Below are 23,006 nucleotides of genomic sequence, written 5' to 3' on the forward strand. Positions count from 1 at the left end.
CTCTCCTTGGGTCTTTTGTGAGCCCCCTATCCAACTCCCATGCTTGATCTTCGTCAACTGCGGCGGGTCGTTGTGCGGTGGTATGCTACGCGCCCATTTGCGTCGCCCGCCTGCGGGGCGCCGCCCGATTCAAGGTGAAGCCATGACGACCCGCACCGACGCCGTAAAGGCCTATCTGCTCGACCTGCAAGACCGCATCTGCGCGGCTCTCGAAACCGAGGACGGCGGCACGCGCTTCGTCGAAGACGCCTGGACCCGGCCCGCCGGCGGTGGCGGTCGCACCCGCGTGATCGAGAACGGTACGGTGATCGAAAAGGGCGGCGTCAACTTCTCCCACGTCTTTGGCAGCGGCCTGCCGCCTTCAGCCAGCGCCCATCGCCCGGAATTGGCCGGTCGCGGTTTCGAAGCGCTTGGCGTGTCGCTGGTGATCCACCCGCACAACCCGCATGTGCCGACTTCCCACGCCAACGTGCGTTTTTTCATTGCCGAGAAGGAAGGTGAAGAGCCGGTCTGGTGGTTCGGCGGCGGCTTCGACCTGACCCCGTATTACGGCAACGAAGAAGACTGCATCCACTGGCACCGCGTCGCCGAGCAGGCTTGCGCGCCGTTCGGGGCGGATGTCTACCCGCGCTATAAAGCCTGGTGCGACACCTACTTCCACATCAAGCATCGCCACGAACCGCGCGGCATCGGCGGTCTGTTCTTCGATGACCTGAACGAGTGGGACTTCGACACCAGTTTCGCCTTCATGCGCGCCATCGGCGACGCTTACATCGACGCCTATCTGCCGATCGTGCAGCGCCGTAAAAACGATGCTTTCACCGCGCAGCAGCGTGAATTCCAGGAATTCCGCCGTGGCCGTTACGTCGAGTTCAACCTGGTGTACGACCGTGGCACGCTGTTCGGCCTGCAATCGGGCGGGCGAACCGAATCGATCCTGATGTCGCTGCCGCCGCAAGTGCGCTGGGGTTATGACTGGAAGGCTGCACCTGGCAGCGAAGAAGCGCGTCTGACCGAGTACTTCCTGCAAGACCGCGACTGGTTAGGCGAAGCCTGAGGATTTCTGATGGATCGTTACGTCGTTTTCGGTAACCCGATCGGCCACAGCAAATCGCCGATGATTCACAAACTGTTCGCTGCGCAGACCGGTCAGAGCCTCGACTACTGCACGCTGCTGGCGCCGCTTGATGATTTCGCCGGCTGCGCCACGGCGTTTTTCCAGGACGGTCGCGGTGCCAACGTTACCGTGCCGTTCAAAGAAGACGCTTACCGTTTGGCCAATAGCCTGACTGCTCGTGCGCAGCGCGCCGGTGCGGTGAATACCTTGAGCAAAATGGCGGACGGCTCGCTGCTGGGTGACAACACCGACGGCGCCGGACTGGTGCGTGATCTGACGGTGAACGCCGGGTTCAGCCTGACCGGCAAACGTATTCTGCTGCTGGGTGCCGGTGGCGCGGTGCGCGGTGCGCTGGAGCCGTTACTGGCGGAGAAGCCCGCGTCGGTGATCATCGCCAATCGCACGGTGGACAAGGCTGAATTGCTGGCCGAGTTGTTCTGCGACCTCGGGCCGGTGTCAGCCAGTGGTTTCGACTGGTTGCGCGAGCCGGTGGACGTGATCATCAACGCTACATCTGCCAGCCTGACCGGTGATGTGCCGCCGATTGCGCCGAGCCTGATCGAGCCGGGCAAGACCCTGTGCTACGACATGATGTACGGCAAGGAGCCGACAGCGTTCTGCCGTTGGGCCACTGAGCATGGCGCGGCGGTATCGATGGATGGCTTGGGGATGTTGGCGGAGCAGGCGGCCGAGGCGTTTTTCCTGTGGCGCGGTGTACGCCCTGATACGGCGCCAGTACTCGCCGAGTTGCGTCGACAACTGGCCCAATAAGTACCCATGTGGGAGCGAGCCTGCTCGCGAAAGCGGTCTGTCTGACACATCAATGTTGGATGTGCCGCAGTCTTCGCGAGCAGGCTCGCTCCCACAAGGATTACCTCGATCGCCAATCAATCCTCAAACCGGATCGGACATTTCTCCGGCCCCTCAAGCTTCCTTAATTCCTCCACCACCTGCGGCCGCGCCCGGCGCAAGGTCAGGCTGCGATTCTGGCGCAATAAACGCCGCGCCTCCTGATGCAGCATCTCCACCCCCGAATAGTCGATGAAGTTGATTTGCTGCGCCTCGATCACCACCCGCGCGCCGTGCAGGCGCTGCAGGCGCACTTGCAGGTAATGGCTGGCGCCGAAAAAGATCGAGCCGCCGACGCGCAAAACATCATCCTCACCGTCGCGCCAATGCTGCACACGCGGTTGCGAAGTGCGCTTGAGGTAGAAGAACAGTGATGCCAGCACCCCGGCATAAATCGCCGTCTGCAATTCCAGCAGCAATGTCGCCAGGCAAGTCAGCGCCATGACCACGAACTCGGCACGGCTGACTCGCAGCAACGCGCGAATGCCGCGATGATCGACCAGGCCCCAGGCGATCAGCAGAATGCTGCCCGCCATTGCCGGAATGGGAATGTGCGAAATCAGACCGGCGCCGAAAATCGCAAACAACGCCACCCAGATCGCTGAAAAGATCCCGGCCAATGGCGAACAGGCGCCCGCCTCGTAGCTCAACCCCGAACGGGTAAACGATCCGGCTGACAGCGACCCGGAAAAAAACGCCCCGACGATGTTCGATAAACCCTGCGCGCGAACTTCCTGATTGGCATCGAGCAACTGTTGCGACCGAGCGGAAATCGAGCGCGCGATCGACAGGCTGGTGACCAGCCCGAGCATGCCCACCGCCACGGCGCTCGGCAGCAAACGCAGGATCAAATCCAGATCCAGCGGCAAGCCACTGAACGGCGGCAGGCGCCCGACAAACGCGCTGACCAGATGCACATGCCCGAACATCGCCGGCCACAGCCACACCAGCAGACTGGCCAGCACCAATGTGATCAACAGCGTTGGCCAGCGTGGCAGCAGTTGTTTCAGCATCACGCCGACCACCACCGTGGCTACGCCCAGAACTAACGACGGTTTATCCACAGCCCTGAGGTGCTGCAGCAGATCCATCAGACTCGCCAGCGCCGTGGCTTTCGCCGGTAATTCCAGTCCCAACAGATTCGGCAACTGCCCGATGGCAATCACCACCGCCGCGCCGAGGGTGAATCCCAGCACCACCGAATGCGAAACGAAATTCACCAGCGCACCGAAGCGCAGCAAACCGAGCAGCCACTGGAAAATCCCGGCCAGGAACGTCAGCAGCAGGATCAAGGTGATGTAGTCCTGCGAGGCTGGCACGGCCAAGGGACTGACGCTGGCGTACAGCACAATCGAAATCGCCGCCGTCGGGCCACAGATCAAATGCCATGACGAGCCCCACAGGCAGGCGATCAACACCGGAATGATCGCGGCGTAGAGGCCGTATTCAGGTGGGAGGCCGGCGATCAGCGCGTAGGCAATCGACTGGGGTAACGCGAGAATCGCACCGCTGAGGCCGACGATCAGATCCCGTCCGACGCTGGCGCGGGTTTGTCGCGGTAGCCAGGTGAGGAAGGGGAAGAGAGAGTGGCGGCTGGGGAAGGCCATGGGTCCTCGCGGTTGGGGTTTTATTCAAGGTTATCAGGGTGTCAGGGGAAAGGCCCCTCACCCTAGCCCTCTCCCAGAGGGAGAGGGGACTGACCGAGGTGTCTGTCAGAGATTCATCAACCTGCGATTTCAAAGTTGAACGCAAGTTTTGAATGCAACAAATATCGGCTCCCTTTCCCCCTCGCCCCCTCTGGGGGAGAGGGCTGGGGTGAGGCGGCAAAAATCTCAAGCAGTGCACAATTCCAGCAATCCCACGATCAGAGCTTGGCTTTGACCGCCACCAACGCATCCTTGCCATCGACGGTCTTCACCCCATTCAGCCACTTGTCCAGCACCGCCGGATTCGCCTTGATCCACGCCTTCGCCGCCTCGGCATTAGTGACCTTCTTGTTCACCACCTCAGCCATGATGCTGTTCTCCATCTCCTGAGTGAACGAAAGATTGGTCAGCAATTTACCCACATTCGGACACGCCTCGGCGTAGCCCTTGCGCGTCAACGTAAACACGCTGCCAGTCTCGCCAAAGTATTTCTCGCCACCCTTCAGGTAATGCATTTTCAGCTGCACGTTCATCGGGTGCGGCGTCCAGCCGAGGAAGGTGACGAATTTCTGTTTCTTCACCGCCCGCGACACTTCCGCCAGCATCGCCTGTTCACTGGACTCGATCAGCTTCCACTGGCCCATGTCGAAGTCGTTCTTCTTGATGATCTCCTGCAGCGAGATGTTTGCCGGCGCGCCCGAGCCGATGCCGTAGATCTTGCGCTCGAACTTGTCGGCGTATTTGTTCAGGTCGGCAAAGTTATGCACACCGGCGTCCCACACGTAATCCGGTACAGCCAGGGTGAACTCGGTGCCGTCGAGGTTTTTCGCCAGTTGCGTGACATCGCCGGTGGCGACGAACTTGTCGTAGAAGCCCTGCTGCGCCGGCATCCAGTTGCCGAGGAACACATCCACTTGGCCATCCTTCAACCCGCCAAAAGTAATCGGCACCGCGAGGGTGTCGACCTTAGCCTTGTAGCCCATGCCGTCCAGCAGAAACCCGGTGATGGCGTTGGTCGCGGCGATGTCGCTCCAGCCCGGATCAGCCATTTTCACCGTGTCGCAGCTCTGCTCGGCGAAGGCCGAAGTGCTGCTCAACGCGATCAGGCCAACCGTCACTACTGTGGATAACTTGCGCATGGACTTCCCCTTAACATTATTGGTTTTGGCAGGGTTGTGGATAACGTGCTTTGCGTTCCAGATCATCGAGGTCGATGTGGTTGCGCATGTACTGCTGACTGGCGTCCACCAGCGGCTGGTGATCCCAGCTCTTCAGCTTGCCGATGGTTAATGCGTCGGCAACAAATCGGCGACGGCGTTGGCTGGCGAGGACGTCGCGGTGTATTGCCGGGATGTCCCACTTGGCTCGCGCCTCGGCGAGAAAATCGTCGAAAAGCTGGCGATGTTGCGGCGATTGGCTGAGTTCTTCCAGTTCACGCGGATCGTTATTTACGTCGAAGAGTAGGCAAGGGTCGCTTTCACTGTAGATAAATTTGTAGGCGCCGCGACGGATCATCATCAACGGGCTGATGGTGCCTTCGGCCATGTATTCGCCAAACACTTGGTCATGGCCGCCCTGCCCTTGCAGGTGTGAAACCAGTGAGCGGCCGTCCAGCGGCAAGCCCGGTTCCAGCGTTCCGCCGGCCAGTTCAACGAAGGTCGGCAACAGGTCAGCGGTCGACACGGCTGCGCTAACCCGCCCGGCATCGAACTGGCCTGGGGCACTTATCAACAGGGGCACACGGGCCGCCATCTCGTACCAGTGCATTTTGTACCAGAGGCCTTTCTCGCCGAGCATGTCGCCGTGGTCACCGGAGAACACAATGATGGTGTCGTCAATTAGTCCGGTTTCTTCGAGGGTTTGCAGAAGTTTGCCGACGTTGGCGTCGATATAGCTGCAGGCGCCGAAGTAGGCCCGGCGTGCATCGCGGATCTTATCCACAGGCAGCGGCTTGTCCCACAGGTCGTAAACCTTGAGCAGACGTTGCGAGTGCGGATCGAGTTCGTGTTGATCCGGCGTGATCGGAAGCGGGATATCGGCATCGTTGTACAAATCCCAGAACGCCTTGGGAATGGTGTAGGGATCGTGTGGGTGAGTCATCGATACGGTCAGGCAGAACGGGCGATCGCCATCCTCGCGAATGTGATCGAACAGGTATTGCTGCGCCTTGAACACCACCTCTTCATCGAAATCGAGCTGGTTGGTGCGCACACACGGCCCGGCCTGCAGCACCGAAGACATATTGTGATACCAACTCGGCCGCACGTCCGGCTCATCCCAGTTCACGGCCCAACCGTAATCTGCCGGGTAGATATCGCTGGTCAGGCGTTCTTCATAACCGTGCAACTGGTCCGGGCCGCAGAAATGCATCTTGCCCGACAGCGCGGTGCGGTAGCCGAGGCGGCGCAGGTAGTGGGCGTAGGTCGGAATGTCGGCGGGGAAATCCGCCGCGTTGTCATAGGCGCCAATCTTGCTCGGCAACTGGCCGCTGACCAGGGTGAAACGCGACGGCGCGCATAACGGGCTGTTGCAGTAAGCGGCATCGAACACCACGCCTTGGGCGGCGAGGCGGGAAAGATTCGGCAGTTTGATTGGCGACGGGCCGTAGATCGGCAACATTGGCGCGGCCATCTGATCGGCCATGATGAAAAGAATATTCTTGCGCTTCATGTGATCGCGGCATTCCATAGTGAATATTTATGCGACATTGCTGCGATCGAGCATGGAGTCCATGCTGTATTCGGTAAAGCCCGCGCCGGACAATGACTAGGATAAGCACAGCTTATGTATGAAGCTCTGGGGGATCTGTCCCTCGACCTGCTGCGCGCCTTCGAGGCCGCAGCCAGGCATCGCAGTTTTACCGCGGCGGCGGTCGAGCTGGGCACCACACAACCGGCGATCAGCCAGCAGATCAAACGGCTGGAAGAAAAACTTGGTACGCGGTTGTTTGATCGCATCTACCGTGGCATCGAGCTGACCGAAGTCGGCGCGATACTGTTTGAGCAAGTTAACCTCGGTTTGCAGAATATCGATGCAGGATTGAGTGCGATCAGCGCACAGCAGCAACATGAAGTCCTGCAGGTTGCCACTGATTTTGCCTTCGCTGCGTATTGGCTGATGCCGCGCCTGCATCGCTTTCACGAAGCCAATCCGCAGGTCGACGTCAGCCTCGTGACCAGCGAACGCAACCACAACATGCTGCGCACCGATATCGATGTGGCGATTCTGTTTGGCGACGGGCGCTTTAAACAGGGTGAAAGCCATTGGCTGTTCAGCGAAGAAGTGTTCCCCGTGTGCAGTCCGCAATTGCTCAAGGACCGCGCCCCGCCCTTGCCTGCTCAGGCGTTGCTGGAGTTTCCGTTGTTGCACCTGCGCGGGGAAAACAGCAGCAACTGGTTTGACTGGAGTGGTCTGTTCCGTGAACTGGGTATCAATACACCGCCAGCGCCGGGGCAATTGCGCTTCGACAATTACACGCTGTTGATTCAAGCGGCGATTGGCGGGCAAGGCGTGGCGATTGGCTGGCGGCACCTTGTGGATAACTTGCTGAGTCAGGGTTTGTTGTGCCGGCCGATTGCTGAAACGACGCTGTCGCGGTTGGGTTATTACGTGGTGCTGCCGCAACGCAAACGCCGGGGCACTCTGATTCAGCAGTTTGTCGATTGGTTGATGGTGGAGCAGGCGAGTAGCGCTGAATCGCTCAATGGGTTGGCATTGCCTTCGATTGCGGTTTGAAGATCAAAAGATCGCAGCCTTCGGCAGCTCCTGCATCTGGAACGCGGTCCCCCGTAGGAGCTGCCGAAGGCTGCGATCTTTTACGAATCTGAAGTCGCCACAAAATTCACATGTTCACCCACATGCAAATTCAGCCTTAGCTCATCGGCTATGCCCACCGCCACGCGATTCAGCCGCTCCAGCGGTTCGGCCAGACCCGGTTCCAGGTTGCCGCCGACTTGACTGAAATGTTCGATGGTCAGCCCGGCCACGCCGTGCGGTGCATTGACCAGCGTCCAGTGCAGCGGGCTGCTTTGCACGGCTTCGCGAATTTCTTCGGCAGCATGACGTTGCAGGCGATCATCAACATCCGGCTCATCAAGTACGGCAAAGTCGCCCACCAGAAACAGCCGCGACACATTGGCCGCTTGCAGGCCATCAACCAGTGCGTCGACGGCCAGGACTTGCTCGACCGGTCCGAGCACTACGGAGCGTTCAACCTGATCGCTGCTGAACGGTAACCCCGGCGCATCCAGTAAACAGATGACCGCCGAACTGCCGGCCACACTCTGATTGACCCGTTCCGAGTCGAACAAATCGCCCGTTTTGGTGCGCAATCCAGGACGCGGCGCGAGTGCGGTCAAATCGTCGAGGATGGCGATGACTTCGTGCTGACGACGCAGCAATTCAGCCATCAACGCGCTGCCCAGGCTACTCATGGCACCATAGAGCACCACTTTTACCGCCGGGGTTTCGGCATTTTTCATGGCTGATCCCTTTTCTTATCCCTTGTATGGCGTGTGACATACGGGCAACGCCGAGGGTTCGAACCGATTTCCGAGGGTTTGCGATGCAAGCGATCAAGGGCTACCACGCCCACGTCTATTTTGACGCCGACACCATTGAACAGGCGCGGGCCTTGTGCGAGCAGGCCGCGCAATTGTTTTCATTGAAGATGGGCCGCGTCCACGAGCGCCCGGTCGGGCCGCATCCGGACTGGAGTTGCCAATTGGCCTTCGGCCCCGAGCTGATTGGCGATGTGCTGCCATGGCTGGCGCTGAACCGTAAAGGCTTGGTGGTGTTTCTGCACCCGGACACTGGCGATGACTTGCTCGACCATACGGAGCACGCGATCTGGATGGGCGCGATCCGAACGCTGGATCTGTCTATTTTTTGATCAAATCGTTTCTGCTGCCTCGCCTGGCAGATGCTCGTCCAGATGCAGCCAGGGCAATTGGCTGTCCGTCCAGATGTGTCGCTCGGCGGGTGCCTGCTCTGGGTGATCAAGGGTGGCGATGGTCACGTCGATGCTCTCGGGGCTGAGTAATGTCACCAGCGCCAGTTGCGCGCCGCAGTGCGGGCAGAAGAACCGCGCGCAACTGGCCGACGAGTCATATCGCGAAGGCACGCCGGCCAGCCATTGGAAATTCGCTGCCGGCACGGTGATCCAGGTCGTGACGATTCCGCCGCTGACTCGGCGGCAAATCGAACAATGGCAATGGGCGATATCCTGCAAGGCCCCGCTGAACTGATAACGAATGTGTCCGCAATGGCAGCCGCCGCTGTGCAATTCGCTCATCTCGAAAGCTCCCCTTCCCGTGTTTATTGACTCTAGTTCGCATCCGACGGCCGGTTGACCGTTCATTCAAAGCTTTCTCAAGCGAAAGGTAGCTGAAAGCTTCCCCGATTAGGATCGCCTCCACTTCCGGCAACAGACCGGTTGGCCAACGCGTGTGATACCTCGCACGAACGGCCCAATTAACAACAACAATGGTGATTCTGATGTCCTCTGTAGCCCGCCTTTTCGCTGTCACTCCGCCCGTACGTCTCGTGCTTCCCGTTCTGCGCTGATCCCGTCCGATCTGCTCATTTAACTAGCCGCGCTACGCCTGGAGTATTCCCATGCTGACTTTCCTTGGCTTCGCCATGGTCATCACGTTCATGTTCCTGATCATGACCAAGCGCCTGTCCGCGCTGATCGCTCTGATCATCATCCCGATCGTCTTCGCCCTGTTCGGCGGTTTTGCACCGAAGATCGGCCCGATGATGCTCGAAGGCATCACCAAGCTCGCGCCGACTGGCGTGATGCTGATGTTCGCGATTCTCTATTTCGCCCTGATGATCGACTCCGGCCTGTTTGACCCGGCCGTGCGCAAGATTCTCAAACTGGTCAAGGGTGACCCGCTGAAGGTTTCGGTCGGCACCGCCGTACTGGCGCTCGTCGTTTCCCTCGATGGTGACGGCGCGACCACTTATATGATCTGCGTGGCCGCCATGCTGCCGCTGTACAGCCGCATCGGCATGAGCCCGCGGATCATGGCCGGTCTGATCATCCTCGCCGGTGGCGTGATGAACATGACGCCGTGGGGCGGCCCGACCGCGCGTGCGGCGAGTGCGCTGCATGTCGATCCGTCGGACATTTTCGTGCCGATGATTCCGGCCATGGCCGCTGGTGTGGTGGCGATTCTGGTTATCGCTTATTTCTACGGTAAACGTGAGCGTGCGCGTCTGGGTGAGCTGCATCTGGTTGGCGATGATATCGATCACAGCGAAATCAGCGTGTCGCAGTTCCCGGATGCCCGCCGTCCAAAACTGATCTGGTTCAACGGCGCCCTGACTTTCGGCCTGATGTGCACGCTGATCGCCGGCCTGCTGCCATTGCCGGTGCTGTTCATGGTTGCGTTCAGTATTGCCATGATCGTCAACTACCCTTGCCTGCAGATGCAGAAGGATCGTGTCGCCGCTCACGCCGGTAGCGTGCTGGCAGTGGTCGGTCTGATCTTTGCGGCGGGTATCTTCACCGGTATCCTGAGCGGCACCGGCATGGTCGATGCGATGTCGAAGAGCCTGTTGGCGGTGATCCCGGATTTCCTCGGCCCGTACCTGGCGGTGATCACGGCGCTGGTGAGCATGCCGTTCACCTTCTTCATGTCCAACGATGCGTTTTACTATGGCGTGTTGCCGGTGTTGGCCGAGGCCGCCAGTCACTACGGGATCACCGCAGTGGAAATGGCCCGTGCCTCGATCGTCGGTCAGCCCGTCCACTTGCTGAGCCCGTTGGTGCCATCGACGTATCTGTTGGTAGCCCTGGCCGGCATTGATTTCGGTGACCACCAGCGTTTCACCCTGAAATGGGCGATCCTGGTTTGTATCTGCATCCTGATTGCTGCGCTGCTGTTGGGGACTTTCCCGGTGTTCAGCACTCTATAAGCCCAAGACTCACCGTTTCGGGTCCTGGCTTCGCGGTTTGAAGCCCGGACCTTTTTCGGTTTAACAATCGCTCAAAGGAATACACATGGAATGGCTGACCAACCCCGAAATCTGGGTTGCCTTCTTCACCCTGACCGCCCTGGAAATCGTCCTCGGCATCGATAACATCATCATGATTTCGATCCTGGTCAGCCGCATGCCGAAACACATGCAGCAGCGCACCCGGATCTTCGGTCTTGGCCTGGCCATGATCACCCGCATCCTGTTGCTGCTGTCGATCACCTGGGTCATGCGCCTCACCGCCGACCTGTTCGAAGTGTTCGGTCAGGGCATTTCCGGCCGTGACCTGATTCTGTTCTTCGGTGGTCTGTTCCTGCTGTGGAAGAGCTCGCAAGAGATGTATCACGCGCTGGAAGGCGAAGACGAAAGCGACGAAACCCCGGGTGGCAAGGGTGGCAACTTCCTTTACACCATCATCCAGATCGCGATCATCGACATCGTCTTCTCGCTGGATTCGGTGATCACCGCAGTGGGTATGGTTTCCCACGTGCCGGTGATGGTTGCGGCGATCGTTGTGGCGGTACTGGTGATGATGCTGGCCTCGGGCAAGATCAGCGAGTTCATCGACAAGCACCCGTCGCTGAAGATGCTGGCGCTGTCGTTCCTGTTGGTGGTCGGTACCGTGCTGATTGCCGAGTCGTTCGACGTGCATGTGCCGAAAGGCTACGTCTACTTCGCCATGGCGTTCTCGCTGGCGGTTGAGGCGATCAACATCAAGCTGCGCGGCGCAATGGCCAAGAAGCGACAGCAGCAAGATCCGGTGAAACTGCGCAAGGACATCCCGGGCCAGTAATCTGCTAGTCCGGCAATACGCAGTACCCCCTGTGGGAGCGAGCCTGCTCGCGAAGACGGAGTGTCAGTCGACTGAAATGTTGGCTGATCCACCCCTTTCGCGAGCAGGCTCGCTCCCACATTTGTTTGTGCAACATTCAGTCACTGCGGACCTTGTGGGAGCTGGCTTGCCAGCGATAGCGGAGTGTCAGGCGACATCAATGTTGGTTGTGCTGACGCCATCGCTGGCAAGCCAGCTCCCACAGGAGACGGCGTTGATTTAAAGGGAGTGTATGAAGCGCTTTTCATGACACTTTTGTTTCAATCGACACTTTAGCTGTGCAATGCTGGCGCCCAGACCGTTAGCCAACTACAGCTTAAGTATCAAAAACGTAGAAACCGCGCGGTACCGTCAACTTGCCTCTCTGAGGCACTGCTATTACAGGGGGTCTGCATGCTCACCCTGCTCAATCTGCTTTCCGCCGTCGCCCTGCTGATCTGGGGCACGCACATCGTCAGAACCGGCATCCTGCGGGTGTATGGCACCAACCTGCGCCATGTGATTGGCCAGAACATGTCCAAGCGCTGGCTCGCGTTCGTTGCCGGCATTGTCGTTACCGCCATGGTGCAGAGCAGCAATGCCACGGCCATGCTCGTCACCTCCTTCGTGGGTCAGGGTCTGATGGCGCTGACCCCGGCGCTGGCGACCATGCTCGGCGCCGACGTCGGTACCGCGCTGATGGCGCGGGTGCTGACGTTTGACCTGTCATGGCTGTCGCCGCTGCTGATCTTTCTCGGGGTGATTTTCTTTCTGTCGCGCAAACAGACGCGGCTCGGGCAAATGGGCCGGGTGTCGATCGGCCTCGGGCTGATCATTCTCGCGCTGCAATTGATCGTTGAGGCTGCTGCGCCAATCACCCACGCGCAAGGGGTGAAGGTGATTTTCGCCTCGTTGACCGGTGACATTCTCCTCGACGCCCTGGTCGGCGCGTTGTTCGCGATGATTTCCTACTCCAGTCTCGCCGCCGTACTGCTCACGGCGACCTTGGCCGGGGCCAGTGTGATCAGCCTGCCAGTGGCGATCGGTCTGGTGATCGGCGCCAACATCGGCAGCGGCATTCTCGCGTTCATGAGCACCAGCATGCAGAACGCCGCCGGGCGGCAAGTGGCGTTGGGCAGTCTGTTGTACAAACTCATTGGCCTGCTGCTGATCATCCCGGTGCTCGATCCGCTGGTGCACTGGATCGACAGCCTCGATTTCAGCCCGCAGGAAATGGTCATCGGCTTCCACCTGCTCTACAACACCGCGCGCTGCCTGATTCTGCTGCCAAGCGTCGGGCCGATGGCACGCCTCTGCGCCTGGCTGCTGCCAGAGCGGCCGGAGGTCAACGGCACCGCCAAACCGCGCCATCTCGACGCGACGGCGCTGGTTACACCGAGCCTGGCGCTGGCCAACGCCGCGCGGGAAACCCTGCGCATGGGCGATCTGCTCGACAACATGCTCGACGCGACCCTCGATGTGCTGCGCGGCAAGCAGACCGCCGTCACCCAGGAAATGCGCCGATTGACCGACGACGTCGAAGCGCTCTACAGCGCGATCAAGTTGTACCTGGCGCAGATGCCCCGCGAAGACCTCGGCGAGCAGGACAGTCGGCGCTGGGCCGAGATCATTGAGCTTTCAATCAACCTGAAACTGGCCGCCGACCTGATCGAACGCATGCTGCGCAAGATCCAGCAGCAGAAGACCTCGCAGCGGCGTTCGTTTTCCGAAGAAGGTCTGGAGGATCTGGCCGGATTGCAGCAGCAACTGATTTCCAACCTGCGTTTGGGCCTTTCGGTGTTCCTCAGTGGTGACCGCGAAAGTGCCCGGCAATTGCTGCGCGAGAAACGCCGTTTCCGCGCTCAGGAACGGCGTCTGGCCCATGCGCATGTCAGCCGTTTGCAACGCAAGATCGTGCAGAGTATCGAGACCAGTTCGCTGCACCTGGAGTTGATTGCCGACATGAAACGCTTGAATTCGCTGTTTTGCGGCAGTGCGTATGTGGTGCTGGAAACGGCGGATACCGGGGCGCTGGCGGCGGATGATATTGCCGACATTACGCATTCGCCTTGAACGACTGGGGCTGGGTTTAGTCAGTTACATTGATTCAGCCTTCAGGCCGCTATCGCGAGCAGGCTCACTCCTACAGGGGGGATGCATTCCAAATGTAGGAGTGAGCCTGCTCGCGATGGGGGCCTGACTGACGACACGGATCTCCAAATCAGCCGTACGGAAGCCTGTTATGCGTTGCCTGTTGTTCGCCTGTCTGTTGCTCGGTTCCCTGCCCGCCTTTGCCCTGGATCGTTTTCAGGTCGAAGGCTATGCGCTGCCCAACGGTTTGCAACTGATGCTCAAACCCGGCACCGAGCGCGGGCACGTGGCGATCCGGCTGGTGGTCGGTGTCGGCCTCGATGATTTCGACTGTGACGAAAAGGAGTTGCCGCACCTGCTCGAACACCTGCTCTTCAGCGGCATCGATGCGACCGGCGAAGGTGGTTTAGAGGAGCGCATGCAGGCGCTGGGCGGTGACTGGAACGCGTTCACCAGCAATGCCGACACCACGTTTGTCATCGAGGCCCCGGCGAAAAACCAACGCAAAGTGCTCGACCTGCTGCTCGCTCTGCTTACGCAAACGCGCATCGACGATAACGCCATCGACGCCGCCAAACGTGTGGTCGAGCGCGAGGACGGCGGCCATTACACGCGTCTGCAACGCTTTCTCGATCGGCAGGATCTCGGCCACACCGCGAGTAATCAACTCGCCGTCGAACTGGGCTTGAAATGCCCGCAGCGCGCCGAGGTCGGTCACCTGACTCAGGAACAACTGGAGAAAGTTCGCAAGGCCTGGTACGCACCGAACAATATGACCCTGATCGTCGTCGGCGAACTCGACAAGCTGCTGCCGGCCTATCTGGAACGCACCTGGGGCGCACTCGAAGCGGTCGAGCCGAGCGAACACCGCCCGCTTCCGGACATCCGTACCAGTGCCGCCCATGAACGTACCCTCACCCGTGGCTTTATCGGCGACAGCGCCAAGCTGCACTGGCTGGTGCCGGAGCCGGTGATCGACGATCAGTACGACCAGACCTTCGACATTCTCAAGGATTACCTCGACTGGGCGCTGTACCGACAGATCCGCCTCAACCATGGTTTGTCCTACGGGCCGTGGGCTGAGCGTGAAGTGTTTGGCGGTGTCGGCTTTATGAGCCTGAATGCCGATCTCGATCGCGATGATGTCGACGAGGCCATTCAAGTGCTGGAAGACCTCAAGGCCGACCTGCTGAAAAACGGTCTCGACCCGGACACCTTTGCGCGGATCAAACAGGCCTCGATCGCCCATCAGGCGTGGGCGGTGCAGGGCAACAGCGCGATGGCGGATTACTACTGGAGCGCGCTCGCTGATTACCAGGACGGACGCTTTGCCAATCCGGCGCGCGAGCTGCAAGGGGTGACGCTGGAAGCGGCGAACAAGGCGATGCGCGAGTTGTTGCTGCAACCGGGGTATCTGCGGATCGAGAAGCCGTTGCTCAGTGATGATCAGGTGTTGTGGTTGAGTGCGGGTGGCTTGGGCCTGGTGTTGTTGATCCTGATCGGCTGGCGTTTGCACCGCAAGCGGGGTTGAAGATCAAAAGATCGCAGCCTGCGGCAGCTCCTACAGGGGATTGCGTTCCAAATGTAGGAGTTGCCGAAGGCTGCGATCTTTTGAGGCCCTGAAATGCACCGAATAAGTGACCGGCAGCCTCGCCACAACGCCCGGCGGGCGCTACTCTGTCGAGGTTTTTTCCCCTCAAGTCGTGAACCGCCCAAATGCCAAAAATACAGCTCCTGATCCAGCGCATTCTCGAACTGATGAAGCGCTATCCCGGGGTCATTGCGCTTGGCGGGTTCATCTCCGGGGTCGGCAGTTTCATCATGGTCGATCGTCAGCAAGGGCTGGCGAGCTGGATCACCGTGATCATGCTGCTCAGCTGGATCTGGCTGATGCTGGAAAACACCCTTACCGGCCTTTTCACTCGGATCTTCAAACGCGAGATTCCCCAGCCGCTGCTGCGTTACGCGACGCAGATGATCCATCAGGAAAGCCTGTTTTTCGTCCTGCCGTTCTTCTTTATCACCACGACCTGGAACAGTGGCCAGCTGTTTTTCACCGGCCTGCTCAGCGTCGCCGCGTTGATCTCGATCGTCGACCCGCTCTATTACAAATGGCTGGCGCCCCGGCGCTGGGCGTTTCTGGCGCTGCACACGCTGACCCTGTTCGCCGCCCTGCTCACTGCGTTGCCGGTGATCATGCACCTGACCACGGCGCAGAGTTTCAAGTGGGCGCTGGGCATTGCCGTGCTGTTGTCGTTCCCGAGTCTGGCGTCGATCTTCCCGATCCGCACGTTGCGCAACGCGCTGGCGATCCTGTGCATCACCGTCGGCATTGGTGGCGTGGGTTGGGCGCTGCGTTCGTGGGTGCCGCCGGCGACGCTATGGATGACCGACGTGGCGATCAGCACGCAAATGCAGGACCGCACCCCAGGTGCCAGCCTCGACACGGTCAGCGCCGAGCAGATTCGCGGCGATGGCCTGTATGCCTACACCGCGATCAACGCACCGCGCGGGCTGGATGAGCGGATTTATCACGTCTGGCAATTCAACGGCAAAGAGGTTGACCGCATCGCCCTCGACATCCACGGCGGGCGCAAGGAAGGCTACCGGGCGTGGACGCACAAGCAGAACTTCCCCGGCAACCCGGCGGGCAAGTGGCAAGTGCGCGTGCTGACCGAAGATGGCCAGGTGATCGGCGTGCTGCGCTTCGAAGTCACGGACAGCACAGCGATCAAAGAAAAGTAATCCGGTTCGTGCTATTACGTTAGTTCGCATAAAGGCCGAACAAGCACGGAGCTTATGACCAGCAGCTCGATCAGCGGAAATGCCCAACTGGACACGTCGATAACCCCTGCCCGCCTGCGGGTCACGGGGGACTGGACGCTTGCCCATTACGCCGAGCTCAAGCAACTGAGCGAAAAGCTCCACGGCCAATACGACGCCAACACCCCGATCGACCTCAACAGCCTCGGCGCCCTCGACACCGCTGGCGCTTCGTTGCTGGTCGAACTGCTCGGCTCCGAACGCCTCGGCCAATCCGCCGAACACCCCGATTGCACCCTGACCTCCGCCGACCGCGCGCTGCTGCAAACCGTGTACTGCTCGATGACCGATTTCTGCGTGCCGATCAAAGAGCCGGAAATCAGCGTCAGCGTGCAATTGCTCACGCGCATCGGTCGCGCCGTCGATACCGTCTGGCAAGACACCCTGCAATTGCTCGGCTTCGTCGGCCTGATCATGGAAACCATCGCGCGCAGCCTGTTCCGGCCCAAGCGCTGGCGGATCACGCCGATGATCGCGCACATCGAACAGACCGGCCTCGACGCCGCGCCGATCGTGGCGTTGCTGACCTTTCTGGTCGGCGCGGTGGTGGCGTTTCTCGGCGCCACGGTACTGGCCAGTTTCGGCGCGACGATTTTTACCGTGGACCTGGTCGGGTTCTCGTTCCTGCGTGAATTCGGCGTGCTGCTCACAGCGATCCTGATGGCCGGGCGCACCGCCAGTGCCTTCACCGCGCAGATCGGCTCGATGAAGGCCAACGAAGAAATCGACGCGATCCGCACCCTCGGCCTCGACCCGATGGAGTTGCTGGTCGTGCCGCGGGTACTGGCGATGCTGGTGGCGCTGCCGATGCTGACGTTTCTCGCCATGCTGTGCGGGATCATCGGTGGCGGCGTGGTTTGCGCGGTGTCGCTGGATATTTCGCCAGCGATGTTCCTGACGCTGTTGCAGTCGGACATCGGCGTTCAGCACTTTCTCGTAGGCTTGGTGAAGGCGCCGATCTTTGCCTTCATCATTGCCGCGATTGGTTGTCTGGAAGGCTTCAAGGTCAGCGGCAGCGCCGAGTCGGTCGGCGCCCACACCACCTCCGCTGTGGTGCAATCGATTTTCGTGGTGATCGTGCTCGATGCGGTGGCCGCGCTGTTCTTCATGGAGATGGGCTGGTGAGTCGTCTACCCCGCGCGCCCTCGGAGGCGGTGATCGAAGTCCGCGGCCTGTGCAATCGCTTTGGCAGTCAGAGCGTGCACGAGAACCTCGATCTGGATTTGTACAAGGGCGAAATCCTCGCCGTGGTCGGTGGTTCCGGCAGCGGCAAATCGGTGCTGTTACGCAGCATTGTCGGTCTGCGCCGGCCCAGCGAAGGCATGGTCAAAGTGTTCGGCAAGAACCTGCCGAGTCTGTCCGAGCATGAGCGCTCGCTGGTCGAGCGACGCTTCGGTGTGCTGTTCCAGAAAGGCGCGCTGTTCTCCTCGCTGACCGTCACCGAGAACGTCGCCCTGCCCCTTATCGAACACGCCGGCTTGAGCCGCAACGACGCCGAGCACTTGGCCGCCGTGAAGCTGGCGCTGGCCGGTTTGCCGCTGTCGGCAGCGGACAAATACCCGGCGTCGCTGTCCGGCGGAATGATCAAGCGCGCCGCTCTGGCCCGGGCCTTGGCGCTGGATCCGGACATCCTGTTTCTCGATGAACCCACCGCTGGCCTCGATCCGATTGGCGCGGCGCAGTTCGACCAATTGATCCTGACCCTGCGCGATGCGCTCGGCCTCAGTGTGTTTCTGGTGACCCACGACCTCGACACGCTCTACACCATCACCGACCGCGTGGCGGTGCTGGCGCAGAAAAAGGTCTTGGTCGCCGGTCCCATCGACGTGGTCTCGGAAACCGACGACGCGTGGATTCACGAATACTTCCACGGCCCGCGCGGCCGCTCGGCGCTGGACGCCGCCAAATTGCTCAACGAGGTCTGACATGGAAACCCGAGCGCATCATGTGTTGATCGGCCTGTTCACCGTGATTGTGGTGGCAGGCGCCCTGCTCTTCGGTCTGTTCCTGGCCAAGTCCAGTGTCGATACCGAGTTCAAGGACTACGAGATTGTCTTCAGCGAAGCGGTCAGCGGTTTGTCCAAGGGCAGCCCGGTGCAGTACAGCGGGATCAAGGTCGGCGACGTGATCAACCTGCGCCTTGATCCAAAGGATCCGCGGCGGGTGCTGGCGCGGATTCGCCTGGCCGGTGACACACCGGTCAAGGAAGACACCCAGGCCAAACTGGCGCTGGCCGGGATTACGGGGACGTCGATCATCCAGCTCAGCGGCGGCACGCCCGAGAGCCCGAAACTGCGTGGGCATGACGGTAATCTGCCGACCATCGTGGCATCGCCCTCGCCTATTTCGCGCTTGCTCAATGACTCCAACGATTTGATGACCGGCATCACCGCGCTGCTGCAGAACGCCAATCAGATGTTCTCTGCCGAGAACGTCGAGCGTGTGAGCAAGACCCTCGCCCATCTGGAGCAAACCACCGGCACCATCAACGATCAGCGCGGCGACATCAAACAAGCCATGCAGCAACTGGCGACCGTCGGCAAACAGGCCGGCAGCATGCTTGAACAGACCTCGCTGCTGATGCGCAACGCCAATGGTTTGATCAACGATCAGGGCAAACAGGCACTGGGCAGCGCCGAGCAGGCGATGAAGTCGCTGGAACAAAGCACCACCACCATCAGCACCTTGCTCAGCAAAAACGAAAACTCCCTCGACAACGGCATGCAGGGCCTCAATGGCCTGGCCCCGGCGATCCGCGAACTGCGTGAGACGCTGACCTCGCTGCGGGCCATTTCCCAACGCCTTGAGGCCAACCCCAGCGGTTACCTGCTGGGCCGTGACAAGAACAAGGAATTCACGCCATGAAGCTGACTCGCCTCGCCCTCTTCGCTGCCGGTTTTTCCTTGATCAGCGCCTGTTCGATTCTGCCCGAGTCCGAGCCGTCGGATGTCTATCGCCTGCCGACTGCCCAGGCGCCCGCCTCGGCCCGTTCGGCGGCGACTCAGTCGTGGTCGCTGCGGTTGAACAAGCTGCAGGCCAGTGAAGCGTTGAACCGGCCGACGATTGCGGTGATTCCGCAGGGTGACGTGATCAGCAGCTACAAGGGCTCGCGCTGGAGCGATCCGGCACCGGTGCTGGTGCGTAATCGTTTGCTCGACGGCTTTGCGCGTGATGGCAGGGTGACGTTGCTGAGTACCGATGACAGCAACTTTGCGGCGGATCTGGAATTGGGTGGGAGTTTGCAGGCGTTTCAGACCGAGTATCAGGGCACGCAGGCCAGCGTCGTGGTGCGGGTTGATGCGTTGCTGGTGCGCGGTTATGACCAGCGGATTCTGGCCAGTCGGCGGTTTGAGGAGCGTCAGCCATTGAACGATGTGCAGGTGCCGGCGGTGGTCGCCGGGTTTGGTCAGGCCAGTGATCGTCTCACCGCCAAAGTAGTCGCCTGGGCCGTAGAGCAAGGCCAGAAACTCGCTCCCCCAAAGCCCTGATTCACCACAATCCATGTAGGAGTGAGCCTGCTCGCGATAGCGGTCTATAAGCCACCATCATCAGTGACTGTCACCCAGCTATCGCGAGCAGGCTCACTCCTACAGTTTGGATATTTGTTCAGCCGAAGAACCAGTAGCAGACGAAAATCGCACCCACGACACCGGCAAACTCCGCCAACAACGCACACCCCACCGCATGCCGCGCGCGTTGAATCCCCACCGCACCGAAATACACCGCCAGCACATAGAACGTGGTTTCGGTACTGCCCTGAATCGTCGCCGCGACCAGCGCCGGGAAGCTGTCGACACCGGACGTTTTCATCGTCTCGATCAACATCGCACGCGCCGCACTGCCGGAGAACGGTTTGACCATCGCCGTCGGCAGCGCATCGACAAACCGCGTGTCCCAACCGGCCCACTCGACGAGATGCCGAATGCCGTCCAGACCAAAGTCCAGTGCCCCGGAGGCGCGCAGCACGCCGACCGCACAGAGCATCGCGACCAGATACGGCAGCAGGTTCTTCGCTACGTCGAAGCCTTCTTTGGCGCCCTCAACAAACGCCTCGTAGACCTTGACCTTCTTCAACGCGCCGATCAGCAAAAACAGCATGATCAACCCAAACAGCGTGAGATTGCCGAGGATCGACGACAATCCCGCCAAGGCCGTTGCTGAAAGAGTACCCAACAGCGCCATGAACCCACCGAGAATCAGCGCGCCCGGAATCAAATAAGCCAACACCACCGGATCCCAGATCCGCAAACGCTGCATGAACGCCACCGAGAGGAAGCCGACAATCGTCGAGCAGCTCGTCGCCAGCAGAATTGGCAGGAACACCAGCGTCGGGTCGGGTGCGCCTTGCTGGGCGCGGTACATGAAGATCGTCACCGGCAGCAGGGTCAGGGAAGAGGCGTTGAGCACCAGGAAGAGGATTTGCGCGTTACTGGCGATGGTGGCACTGGGATTGAGCTCCTGCAGCGCCTTCATGGCTTTCAGGCCGATCGGCGTGGCCGCGTTGTCGAGGCCGAGACCGTTGGCGGCGAAGTTCAGGGTGATCAGGCCAAGGGCAGGGTGACCGGCCGGGACTTCCGGCATCAGCCGCAGAAACAGCGGGCCGAGCACTTTCGCCAGCCACTCGACGATCCCGGCCTTCTCGGCAATGCGCAGGAAGCCCAGCCACAGGGTGAGGGTGCCGAACAGCAGCACCATGACTTCGACCGAGAGCTTGGCCATGGCGAAAATGCTTTCCACCATCGCCGCAAAGATCCCGGCGTTACCGCCGATCAGCCACTGCGCCAGCGCCGATACGGCTGCCACGATGAAGAAGCCAAGCCACAGGCCATTAAGCATCAGTCAAATCCCCCGAAGAATGCGGCGAATGATAGCGGGGTCGCCAGAAACGACAAACCCCGGATTTCTCCGGGGTTTGTGTGTACCTGCTGCCACCCCATTTACCGGGTTGACCTCAATCTCCTACAGGGGTGTGTCAGTTCTTCGAGATTTCGCCTGCTGGCAGTTTTTCCTTGCTGCGCCAGTGCGGCAGGGAGTTCCAGTAGCGCTCGCCCTTGGCGTCGTCGTACATGCCTTCCCAGCGTGCGATAACCAGCACGGCCAGCGCGTTACCAATCACGTTCAGTGCGGTACGGGCCATGTCCATGACGCGGTCGACACCGGCGATAAACGCCAGGCCTTCCAGCGGAATACCGACGCTGCCCAGAGTTGCCAGCAGCACCACGAAGGACACGCCCGGTACACCGGCGATGCCTTTGGAGGTGACCATCAGGGTCAGGACCAGCAGCAGTTGCTGGCTGATCGACAGGTCGATGCCGTACAGCTGCGCAATGAAGATTGCCGCGATCGACTGGTACAGGGTCGAACCGTCGAGGTTGAACGAGTAACCGGTCGGCACGACGAAGCTGCAGATGGCTTTCGGCGCGCCGTAGGCTTCCATCTTCTCGATCACGCGTGGCAGCACGGTTTCCGAAGAAGCGGTGGAGTAGGCCAGCACCAGCTCATCCTTGAAGATGCGCATCAGCTTGAACACCGAGAAACCGAACATCTTGGCGATCAGGCCCAACACCACGAAGGCGAAGAAGGCGATGGCGAAGTAAACCAGGATGACCAGTTTGGCCAGCGGCACCAGCGAGGCGAAGCCGAAGTTGGCCACCGTCACCGCGATCAGTGCGAATACGCCGATCGGCGCATAGTTCATGATCATGTGGGTGACTTTGAACATGCTTTCCGAGACGCCCTGGAACATCTTCACCAGCGGCTCGCGCAGGTCCGACTGCAGGCTCGACAGACCGAGACCGAACAGCACGGAGAAGAAGATGATCGGCAGCATTTCGCCGCGAGCCATGGCCGCGAAGATGTTCGACGGGATCAGGTTGAGGATGGTCTCGATGAACGCGTGTTCATGCTGCACTTCGGCGGCGGTCGCCTGGTACTTGGAGATATCCACCGTGCCCAGGGTGCTCATGTCGATGCCGGCACCCGGATGGAACACGTTTGCCAATACCAGACCAACGAGGATGGCAATGGTGGTGACGATTTCGAAATAGATGATCGTCTTCAGGCCGATGCGCCCGAGCTTCTTGGCGTCGCCCACGCCGGCGATGCCGACAATCAGGGAAGAGATGACGATCGGGATCACGATCATCTTGATCAGACGGATAAAGATATCGCCTGCCGGTTGCAGGACGTTGCTGATCCACCAGGCTTTCTCGGCACTGAAGTGGTTGAGCAACGCACCAATTGCAATACCCAATACCAGACCGATGAGGATCTGCCAGGCGAGGCTAAGTTTTGCCTTCTTCATTATCTTTACCCTTACTTGCGTTTGACTCAGGCACATGCAGGAACTGGAACGCTCTTTAGCGGAAAAGTCTGTGCATCTGCCTCCGTATAAGGTGCCCCGAAGCGCGTATTTACGGCTCTTCGGCAGGCGAAAAAAGGCGCAACTATTCCGATGCAAGGTTGCGCCGTCTAATGCCGTAAACGCCTACCCTATGCCGAATCGGCATGAGCTTTTTTAATTGAAACTGGCGTCCCAACCGGTTCGATTGTGACATTTCGGCCGGCATAAGTGCCGTGAACCGGCCATCACAGAGCAGGTTGATTATTTTTTGAACGAGAAAAATCGACAAAAATTTTGGGAAAATGCCTACGTGGCAAGACTAGAAGTCCTACTGTTTAAGCG

General features: G+C 60.0%; 20 protein-coding genes. 13 read left to right on the forward strand and 7 right to left on the reverse strand.

Annotation, left to right across the window (positions count from 1 at the left end):
- Positions 1-142: 142 nt before the first annotated feature.
- Positions 143-1,057: an oxygen-dependent coproporphyrinogen oxidase gene (gene hemF / locus ACZZ0A_RS25865; RefSeq protein ID WP_007911850.1), complete on the forward strand. Its 915-nt coding sequence runs from the start codon at positions 143-145 to the stop codon at positions 1,055-1,057.
- Positions 1,058-1,066: 9 nt separating this feature from the next.
- Positions 1,067-1,888, forward strand: coding sequence for a shikimate dehydrogenase (gene aroE / locus ACZZ0A_RS25870; protein ID WP_463543904.1), 822 nt, complete (start codon positions 1,067-1,069; stop codon positions 1,886-1,888).
- A 116-nt stretch (positions 1,889-2,004) separates the two neighbouring features.
- On the opposite strand, the gene ACZZ0A_RS25875 is transcribed toward aroE, so the two are convergent.
- The 3 genes from ACZZ0A_RS25875 to betC all read right to left on the reverse strand — a co-directional run bounded on the left by ACZZ0A_RS25875 (position 2,005) and on the right by betC (position 6,282).
- Positions 2,005-3,573, reverse strand: a complete 1,569-nt coding sequence (locus ACZZ0A_RS25875) for a SulP family inorganic anion transporter (protein WP_463543905.1) — start codon at positions 3,571-3,573, stop codon at positions 2,005-2,007.
- Between the two features lie 257 nt (positions 3,574-3,830).
- Complete coding sequence (choX, locus tag ACZZ0A_RS25880; RefSeq protein WP_463543906.1) at positions 3,831-4,751, reverse strand: choline ABC transporter substrate-binding protein; 921 nt, start codon at positions 4,749-4,751, stop codon at positions 3,831-3,833.
- Between the two features lie 16 nt (positions 4,752-4,767).
- Positions 4,768-6,282 (reverse strand): choline-sulfatase, encoded by a 1,515-nt coding sequence (gene betC / locus ACZZ0A_RS25885; RefSeq protein WP_463543907.1) that lies wholly within the window; start codon positions 6,280-6,282, stop codon positions 4,768-4,770.
- 114 nt (positions 6,283-6,396) lie between these two features.
- Here betC and ACZZ0A_RS25890 point away from each other — a divergent pair, with 114 nt between their 5' ends.
- Positions 6,397-7,347, forward strand: a complete 951-nt coding sequence (locus tag ACZZ0A_RS25890) for a choline sulfate utilization transcriptional regulator (RefSeq protein WP_007911840.1) — start codon at positions 6,397-6,399, stop codon at positions 7,345-7,347.
- A gap of 80 nt (positions 7,348-7,427) precedes the next feature.
- Here the strand turns inward: ACZZ0A_RS25890 and ACZZ0A_RS25895 are convergent, their stop codons facing one another.
- Positions 7,428-8,093 carry an NAD(P)-dependent oxidoreductase gene (locus ACZZ0A_RS25895; RefSeq protein WP_463543908.1) on the reverse strand — a complete coding sequence of 222 codons (666 nt, stop codon included), beginning with the start codon at positions 8,091-8,093 and terminating at the stop codon, positions 7,428-7,430.
- A gap of 83 nt (positions 8,094-8,176) precedes the next feature.
- Between ACZZ0A_RS25895 and ACZZ0A_RS25900 the strand changes: the two genes are divergently transcribed.
- A complete protein-coding gene (locus tag ACZZ0A_RS25900; protein ID WP_007911836.1) occupies positions 8,177-8,503 on the forward strand; it encodes a DOPA 4,5-dioxygenase family protein in 327 nt (108 codons plus the stop codon).
- On the opposite strand, the gene ACZZ0A_RS25905 is transcribed toward ACZZ0A_RS25900, so the two are convergent.
- Positions 8,504-8,905, reverse strand: a complete 402-nt coding sequence (locus tag ACZZ0A_RS25905; RefSeq protein ID WP_414916319.1) for a GFA family protein — start codon at positions 8,903-8,905, stop codon at positions 8,504-8,506.
- Positions 8,906-9,228: 323 nt separating this feature from the next.
- On the opposite strand from ACZZ0A_RS25905, the gene ACZZ0A_RS25910 reads away from it, so the two are divergent.
- The 9 genes from ACZZ0A_RS25910 (at position 9,229) to ACZZ0A_RS25950 (ending at position 19,809) form a co-directional block, all read left to right on the forward strand.
- Positions 9,229-10,536 carry a CitMHS family transporter gene (locus ACZZ0A_RS25910; protein ID WP_007911819.1) on the forward strand — a complete coding sequence of 436 codons (1,308 nt, stop codon included), beginning with the start codon at positions 9,229-9,231 and terminating at the stop codon, positions 10,534-10,536.
- Positions 10,537-10,621: 85 nt separating this feature from the next.
- The gene (locus tag ACZZ0A_RS25915; RefSeq protein WP_007911817.1) at positions 10,622-11,389 is read left to right on the forward strand and encodes a TerC family protein; all 768 of its coding nucleotides are present in this window, start codon (positions 10,622-10,624) and stop codon (positions 11,387-11,389) included.
- A 432-nt stretch (positions 11,390-11,821) separates the two neighbouring features.
- The gene (locus ACZZ0A_RS25920) at positions 11,822-13,480 is read left to right on the forward strand and encodes a Na/Pi cotransporter family protein (RefSeq protein WP_007911815.1); all 1,659 of its coding nucleotides are present in this window, start codon (positions 11,822-11,824) and stop codon (positions 13,478-13,480) included.
- A gap of 169 nt (positions 13,481-13,649) precedes the next feature.
- Positions 13,650-15,029, forward strand: coding sequence for a M16 family metallopeptidase (locus tag ACZZ0A_RS25925; protein WP_463543909.1), 1,380 nt, complete (start codon positions 13,650-13,652; stop codon positions 15,027-15,029).
- A 185-nt stretch (positions 15,030-15,214) separates the two neighbouring features.
- Positions 15,215-16,243 (forward strand): DUF5924 family protein, encoded by a 1,029-nt coding sequence (locus tag ACZZ0A_RS25930; protein WP_007911799.1) that lies wholly within the window; start codon positions 15,215-15,217, stop codon positions 16,241-16,243.
- Between the two features lie 54 nt (positions 16,244-16,297).
- Positions 16,298-17,446, forward strand: coding sequence for an ABC transporter permease (locus tag ACZZ0A_RS25935; RefSeq protein ID WP_007911798.1), 1,149 nt, complete (start codon positions 16,298-16,300; stop codon positions 17,444-17,446).
- Positions 17,443-18,246, forward strand: coding sequence for an ABC transporter ATP-binding protein (locus tag ACZZ0A_RS25940; protein ID WP_007911797.1), 804 nt, complete (start codon positions 17,443-17,445; stop codon positions 18,244-18,246). The genes ACZZ0A_RS25935 and ACZZ0A_RS25940 overlap by 4 nt, the downstream gene beginning before the upstream one ends.
- Before the next feature lies 1 nt (position 18,247).
- Positions 18,248-19,186 carry an MlaD family protein gene (locus ACZZ0A_RS25945; protein WP_016986431.1) on the forward strand — a complete coding sequence of 313 codons (939 nt, stop codon included), beginning with the start codon at positions 18,248-18,250 and terminating at the stop codon, positions 19,184-19,186.
- Positions 19,183-19,809, forward strand: a complete 627-nt coding sequence (locus tag ACZZ0A_RS25950; RefSeq protein WP_007911794.1) for an ABC-type transport auxiliary lipoprotein family protein — start codon at positions 19,183-19,185, stop codon at positions 19,807-19,809. Before ACZZ0A_RS25945 ends, ACZZ0A_RS25950 begins: the two co-directional genes overlap by 4 nt.
- Positions 19,810-19,927: 118 nt before the next feature.
- Here the strand turns inward: ACZZ0A_RS25950 and ACZZ0A_RS25955 are convergent, their stop codons facing one another.
- Positions 19,928-21,157, reverse strand: coding sequence for a nucleoside recognition domain-containing protein (locus ACZZ0A_RS25955; protein ID WP_007911793.1), 1,230 nt, complete (start codon positions 21,155-21,157; stop codon positions 19,928-19,930).
- A 136-nt stretch (positions 21,158-21,293) separates the two neighbouring features.
- Positions 21,294-22,625 carry a glutamate/aspartate:proton symporter GltP gene (gltP, locus tag ACZZ0A_RS25960; protein ID WP_007911792.1) on the reverse strand — a complete coding sequence of 444 codons (1,332 nt, stop codon included), beginning with the start codon at positions 22,623-22,625 and terminating at the stop codon, positions 21,294-21,296.
- Positions 22,626-23,006: the final 381 nt, after the last annotated feature.

The organism is Pseudomonas sp. AC242 (assembly GCF_979258655.1).